This is a genomic window from Streptomyces amritsarensis (genome assembly GCF_001953875.1).
GTDB classification, from domain to species: domain Bacteria; phylum Actinomycetota; class Actinomycetes; order Streptomycetales; family Streptomycetaceae; genus Streptomyces; species Streptomyces amritsarensis.
In genome coordinates, this window is the sequence record NZ_MQUR01000053.1 from 47,752 (window position 1) to 54,449 (window position 6,698).

The 6,698-nt window shown below is 74.0% G+C and carries 6 protein-coding genes; 5 read left to right on the forward strand and 1 reads right to left on the reverse strand.

Annotated features, from left to right (window positions below):
• Positions 1–34: 34 nt before the first annotated feature.
• From AVW11_RS21795 to AVW11_RS21810, 4 genes are all read left to right on the forward strand, one after another.
• Positions 35–781 (forward strand): FadR/GntR family transcriptional regulator, encoded by a 747-nt coding sequence (locus AVW11_RS21795; protein ID WP_030855945.1) that lies wholly within the window; start codon positions 35–37, stop codon positions 779–781.
• A 136-nt stretch (positions 782–917) separates the two neighbouring features.
• Complete coding sequence (gene eat, locus AVW11_RS21800; RefSeq protein ID WP_030855947.1) at positions 918–2,399, forward strand: ethanolamine permease; 1,482 nt, start codon at positions 918–920, stop codon at positions 2,397–2,399.
• A 50-nt stretch (positions 2,400–2,449) separates the two neighbouring features.
• The gene (locus tag AVW11_RS21805; protein ID WP_076045436.1) at positions 2,450–3,157 is read left to right on the forward strand and encodes a gamma-glutamyl-gamma-aminobutyrate hydrolase family protein; all 708 of its coding nucleotides are present in this window, start codon (positions 2,450–2,452) and stop codon (positions 3,155–3,157) included.
• Positions 3,158–3,298: 141 nt separating this feature from the next.
• A complete protein-coding gene (locus tag AVW11_RS21810; protein WP_037834768.1) occupies positions 3,299–4,105 on the forward strand; it encodes a hypothetical protein in 807 nt (268 codons plus the stop codon).
• Between the two features lie 109 nt (positions 4,106–4,214).
• On the opposite strand, the gene AVW11_RS21815 is transcribed toward AVW11_RS21810, so the two are convergent.
• Positions 4,215–5,147, reverse strand: coding sequence for a LysR family transcriptional regulator (locus AVW11_RS21815; protein WP_030855956.1), 933 nt, complete (start codon positions 5,145–5,147; stop codon positions 4,215–4,217).
• A 70-nt stretch (positions 5,148–5,217) separates the two neighbouring features.
• Between AVW11_RS21815 and AVW11_RS21820 the strand changes: the two genes are divergently transcribed.
• Positions 5,218–6,330 (forward strand): TDT family transporter, encoded by a 1,113-nt coding sequence (locus AVW11_RS21820; protein WP_076045438.1) that lies wholly within the window; start codon positions 5,218–5,220, stop codon positions 6,328–6,330.
• The last annotated feature ends 368 nt before the right edge of the window (positions 6,331–6,698 follow it).

Consider the following 6,698-nt stretch of genomic DNA (forward strand, 5'->3'; position numbering starts at 1 on the left):
ATAGAACCATTGCTTGGGAAGGGGAGGAGCCGAGATGACCGATACGGCGAGCGAAGGCGACGCCGCCCGGCGCCTGAACCCGGTGCTGCGCCAGGTGCGGGCGGGCAACGGGTTCGAGGAGGCGCTGGAGCAGATCCTCCAGGTGGTCCGCCTGGGTCTGGTGCCCGGCGGCGAGCGGCTTCCGCCTGAGCGCGAGCTGGCGGAGCGGATGGGGATCAGCCGGGTCACCCTGCGCGAGGTCCTGAAGGTACTGCAGGACCAGGGCCTGGTGGAGGCGCGGCGCGGCCGGTACGGCGGCACGTTCGTACTCCCCCGCCCCGACACCCCGGCCGGCGGCACCGAGGAGGAACTGCGCAGGCGGGTGGCGGGCGTGGACATCGAGGACGTCCTGCGCTTCCGCGAGGTCCTGGAGGTGGGGGCGGCCGGGCTGTGCGCCTCCCAGGGGCTGACCGAGGAGGGCACCGAGCGGCTGCTCGCCGCACTGGGGGCCACCCACGACGCCCCGCTCGCCGACTACCGCCGCCAGGACACCCTCTTCCACCTCACCCTGTGCGAGCTCGCCGGGTCCGCCACCCTGACGGCCCAGTACGCGGCCGTCCGGGCCACGGTCAACGACCTGCTCGACTGCATCCCGCTGCTGGTCCGCAATTTGGAGCACTCCCAGCAGCAGCACAGCGCGCTGGTGGAGTCGGTGCTGGAGGGGGACGCGGCCGGGGCCCGCGAGACCATGCGCGAGCACTGCTGCGGCACGGCGGCGCTGCTGCGGGGATTCCTCGCCTGAGCCGGCCGGCACGGGGGGCGCGGGGGGGCGTCCGAGAGGTTTTCGTAACTTCTGTTTTACGCAGAGGTCTTGCGCGCTCCGCTCCACTAGGACAAAGGTACGCCCCACAACCATTGCCCTGAGGCAGGAGCGCACGATGGCCGACGACATCGAAGCACGGCTGGCAGCCGTGCCCGCACCCACCACGTCACCCGCCGGCGGCGGCGACGGCCCGGACGACTACCTGGAGCGCCGCACGCTGCGCCGCGGCAGTGCCGGCTGGCTGCTCCTGACCGGTCTCGGCGTCGCCTACGTCGTCTCCGGCGACTTCTCCGGCTGGAACGTCGGCCTCGACAAGGGCGGCTTCGGCGGACTCGCCATCGCCACCGTCCTGATGGGCGCGATGTACGCCTGCCTGGTCTTCTCCCTCGCGGAGCTGTCCACCATCCTGCCGACGGCGGGCGGCGGCTACGGCTTCGCCCGGCGCGCGCTGGGCCCCTGGGGCGGCTTCCTCACCGGCACCGCCATCCTCATCGAGTACATCCTGGCCCCGGCGGCGATCGTCATCTTCATCGGCGACTACGTGGAGTCCCTCGGCCTCTTCGGCCTGACCTCCAGCTGGCCCGTCTACCTCGGCTGCTTCGTGGTCTTCATCGGGGTGCACCTGTGGGGCGTCGGTGAGGCGCTGCGCTTCAGCCTCGTGGTGACCGCGGTGGCCGTCGCCGCGCTGCTGATCTTCGCGGTGGGCGCCTTCACGGAGTTCAGCGCGGACGGCCTCAACGACATCCCGGTCGACCCGAGCGCCTTCGGCTCCAACTCCTGGCTGCCGCTGGGCGTGCTCGGCATCTGGGCCGCGTTCCCCTTCGGCATGTGGTTCTTCCTCGGCGTGGAGGGCGTACCGCTGGCCGCCGAGGAGGCCAAGGACCCGGTCCGGTCCATGCCGAAGGCGCTCGCCATCTCCATGGGCATCCTCACCCTGCTGGCCCTGATCACCTTCTTCGCGGCGACCGGCGCGCAGGGCGCCGACGCCGTCAGAACGGCCGGCAACCCGCTGGTCGTCGCCCTGGAGGGGGACGACGGCCCGACCGCGCTGAGCCGCTTCGTGAACTACGCGGGCCTGGCCGGCCTGGTGGCCTCCTTCTTCTCGCTGATCTACGCGGGATCCCGCCAGCTCTTCGCCCTCTCGCGCGCCGGCTACCTGCCCCGCTTCCTCTCGCTCACCTCCCGGCGCAAGGCCCCGTACCTCGGCCTGATCATCCCCGGCGCGATCGGCTTCGCCCTGGCCGCATCCACCGGCAACGGCGCCCGCATGCTCAACATCGCGGTCTTCGGCGCCACCATCTCCTACGCCCTCATGGCGCTCTCGCACATCGTGCTGCGCCGCCGGGAGCCGCAGCTGGAGCGCCCGTACCGCACCCCGGGCGGCATCCTGACCTCCTCGGTCGCCTTCGTACTGGCCCTTTCGGCCCTGGTCGCCACCTTCCTGGTGGACAAGGACGCCGCGTTCATCGCCCTGGCCGTGTACGCCGTCGCCCTCGCGTACTTCGCCTTCTACAGTCGGCACCACCTCGTGGCATCGGCCCCCGAGGAGGAGTTCGCGGCCCTCGCGGAAGCCGAGGCGGAGCTGGCCCGCGACTGAGATCCTGTCCCTTCCCGTCGTCCGCCGTCCCGTTCACGGAGGTAGAGAACGTGCCCAGGCCGCTCATCGGCATCACCACCTACGTCGAGGAATCCACCCGCTACGGGGTGTGGGACCTCCCGACGTCCCTCGTACCGACCGGGTACTGCGAACTCGTCCAGGCGGCGGGCGGCGCGGCCGTCCTGCTGCCCCCGGACGAACCCGGTTCGGCGGCGGAGGTGTTGAGCCGGGTGGACGGCCTGGTCGTCGCGGGCGGCCCCGACGTGGACCCGGTGCACTACGGGGCCGCACGCGATCCCCGTACGGGCGCCCCCGCCACGGTCCGCGACCACTGGGAGCTGGCGCTGATCAACGCGGCGCTGGAGGCGGACGTGCCCGTGCTCGGCATCTGCCGCGGGATGCAGGCGCTGAACGTGGCCCTGGGCGGCACCCTGATCCAGCACATCGACGGCCACGTCGACGCCCCGGGCGCCATGAGCCGGCACCCGGTCCGCCCGGTCCCGGGCACCCGGTACGGGGACCTGGTCCCGGAGGAGGCGCAGGTCCCGACCTACCACCACCAGGCGGTCGAGCGGCTGGGCCGCGGCCTGGTCGCCTCGGCGCACGCGCTCGACGGCACGGTGGAGGCGATCGAGCTGCCCGATCCGGCGCGCTGGGTGCTGGGCGTCCAGTGGCACCCGGAACGCGACAAGGACACCCGGGTGATGGCGTCGCTGATCGAGGCGGCCACGGCGCGCAGCATGGTACCGGTGGCCTGACCGGCACATGCGAACGTCGCACGTCGCCCGGCGCACGTCGCCCGGCGCACGGCGCCCCGCCCCCGGCCCCGCGGAAGGGGCCGGGGGCGGACCCGTACCGCCCGAATGGCCCCGGGCGCCGCACGCGCGCACGCTGGATGGGTGAGCACCGACGCGCACCGTGCGGCGAAGGGGCCGGTGGCCGGGTTCCTGGACAACCCGGTCGTGGGCATGGCGCCGTGGATCATCTTCTCGCTGCTGGTCGGCCCGGGACGGTTCGAACTGGCCGTCGGACTGGCGCTGGCCGCGGCGGTCGCCCTGATCGCGCTGACCCACCTGGTCTACCGCGGCAGCTCCTGGAAGCTGCTGGAACTGGCCGACGTGGTCTTCTTCGGCTCGATGGCCGTCATCGGAGCCCTCGTCGGCGAAGGAACCCTGAACTGGCTGGAGACGTACGCGGGCGAGGTGGCCAACATCGCGCTGGCGGTGATCGCCTTCGGCTCGATGGCCGTACGGATGCCGTTCACCCTCCAGTACGCCCGCGAGCAGGTCGATCCGTCCCTCTGGCACACCCGCGGCTTCCTGCGCACCAACTACATGATCACGGGGGCGTGGGGCACGGCCTTCCTGGTCGCGGCGGCCGCGGGAGCGTACGGGGACCTGGTCCTGCACAACCCGAACAACATCTGGACCGGCTGGATCATCCAGATCCTGGCGATCGTCGCCGCGGTGAAGTTCACCGTCTGGTACCCGGACGTCGCCCGCGCCCGGGCGGCCCGGGAAGCCGCCGGGCTGCCTCCCGAGCGCACTCGTTGGGCGGGCTTCCTGGTGCCGCTGGCGGGCCTGCTCGTCCCCATCGGCATCGCCGTACTGATCTTCGACGACATGTGGTGGCTGGGCGTGGCCCTGATCGTCGCGGGCTCCCTGCTGACGAAGACCCTCCACTCCCGGTCGGAGGCGCCGGACTGACGCCGGCCGGGCCTGCGGCGGCGGCCCGGCCGGTGTCCCGCAGGCCGCTCGGCTCTTCAGCCGTTCTCCCACCGTGGGCCGGGAGCTGTCCCGGCGGTCAGGGGCGGGCTCACGCGGCCTCGGCAGGGCCCCGGGTCAGGGACAGCAGGTCCCGGGCCGGGCCCGCCGGGCGGGCGCCCGCGGGCCAGACGGCCCGCAGGGCCCGGCCGAGCTCCGCGCCCGTCACCGGCACCTCCACCAGCCGACGGGCCGCCAGCTCGTCCACCACCGCCAGCTCCGACAGCACGCACGGCCCGGCACCGCCCAGCGCGGCCGCCTTCACCGCCGTCGTCGACGCCAGCTCCAGCAGCGGCGCGGCCAGTCCGCCGTACCCGGCCAGCGCCGCGTCCAGCACCTGCCGGGTACCCGATCCCCGCTCCCGCAGGATCAGCGGAGTCGCCGCGAGTTCCGCCGCCTCCACGCCCCTGGTACGCCGCGCCCACCGGTGGACCGGCGCCACCGCCACGACGAGCCGGTCCTGCGCGATCACCGCCGAGTCCAGGCCTTCGGGCACGGTCAGCCCCTCCACGAAGCCGAGGTCCGCCTCGTGCGTGAGCACCCGCTGCACGACCACCGCCGAGTTGCCCGCGTGCAGCGACACCGCCGTGTCCGGCCGCTGCCCGCGCAACGCGATCAGCCACCCCGGCAGCAGGTACTCCGCGATGGTCATGCTGGCCGCCACCCGCAGCCGGGAGTCCCGCCGCCCGCGCAGCGCCTGCGCACCCGCGTCGAAGGCCTCCGCCGCCTCCACCACCCGCCGGGCCCAGTCGGTGACCAGCGCGCCCTCGGCCGTCAGCGTCGAACCCCGCGGGGAACGGTCCACCAGCGCCACCCCCAGCCGGGTCTCCATCGCCCGGATCCGGCTGCTCGCCGCGGGCTGGGTGATGCCCAGCCGCCGGGCGGCGCCGCTCAGGCTCCCCACGCGGGCGACCTCGAGCAGCAACTCCAGCGCACCCAGGTCCGGTACGCGGTGCGCCAGCGGAACCCATGTCTCATCACCCATAACATCAGTTTATGGCCTTATAGACAGGTGGTCCCTGCCGCTCGACCCGCCCCCACCTGACGCTGGACCCATGGCCACCACCCTCGTGCGACCCCGCACCCTCACCGAACCCGCGCCCCCGGCCCACAAGGCACCGGCGCTGCGACACCTCGGCCCCAACTGGTACGCCTGCGTCATGGGCACCGCGATCGTCGCCAACGCCGGCGCGACCCTCCCGTACCAGCTTCCCGGCCAGCGCGTGGCCTGCCAGCTCGTCTGGGCGCTGTCCGCCGCCGCCCTGGCGGTCCTGCTGACCGCCCGGGCCGGGCACTGGCTCCACCACCGCGACCAGGCCCGCGCCCACCTGCTCGACCCGGCCGTCGCCCCCTTCTACGGCTGCCTCTCGATGGCGCTGCTGGCCGTCGGCGGCGGCACCCTCATCGTCGGCAAGGACCTCATCGGGACCGGTGCCGCCGTGGCGGTGGACGCCGTGCTGTTCACCGCCGGCACCGCGGTCGGCCTGGTCGCGGCGGTGGCCGTGCCCTACCTGATGGTGGTGCGGCACGAGGTCGAGCCGAAGCAGGCCGGCCCCGTCTGGCTGCTCCCCCTCGTCGCCCCCATGGTCTCGGCCGCGCTCGGCCCGCTGCTGATACCCCACCTGCCCGCCGGCCAGCCCCGCGAGGCCATGCTGCTCGCCTGCTACGCCATGTTCGGCATCAGCCTGCTCGCGACCCTGCTGATGCTCCCGCTGATCTTCGGCCGACTGATCCTGGGCGGGCCCCTGCCCCTGGTGCTGACCCCGACCCTGTTCCTGGTCCTCGGCCCGCTCGGGCAGTCCACCACCGCCGTGAACCAGCTCGCCGACATGGCCCCCGGGGCCATCGGCGCCCCCTACGCCGACGCGCTCGGCGCCTTGGCGGTCGTCTACGGGGTGCCCGTGATGGGGTTCGCCCTGCTGTGGCTGGCCCTCGCCCTGTGCATGCTGGTCCGGGCCGCCCGCGCCGGCATGGGCTTCACGATGACCTGGTGGGCGCTGACCTTCCCCGTCGGGACCTGCGTCACCGGCGCCGCCGGCCTGGCCCGCCACACCGGGCTCACCGCCCTCGGGTGGCTCGCCGCGGCCCTCTTCCTCGCCCTGCTGACGGCCTGGCTCCTCGCCGCCGCCCACACCCTGCGGGGGCTGCTGTCGGGCCGCCTGCCGTAACCCGCACGCCCGCCGGGTTCCCCCGGAGGCCGCAGGAAGCCTGCGGGCCGCGGCCTCGCCGCACGGGCGGGGGCGTCGCCCTGGGGGCCGAAGCTCCGGCCGGCCCGGGTCGTGCCCGCCGGGCGGGATACGGGCTCGGTGCGGGCGGGTCGCGGCGCCGCGCAGGGGTATCTCCTCGGCTCGGCGCGTGGGGTGTCTCGGCCGTGAGCGGTGGTAGCGCGCTCGTCCTGCGGGGACACCCCTCCCCGTCCCCACTCCAGCAGTACGAGCCCGGCTCCGGGAGCCCTCCCGGCCGGGCCAGGGGCTCGCAGTGCGGGCGGCTTTGGGGGTGGGCTTGTCGAAGCGGGGGCGTGGGGTGGGGACACGGC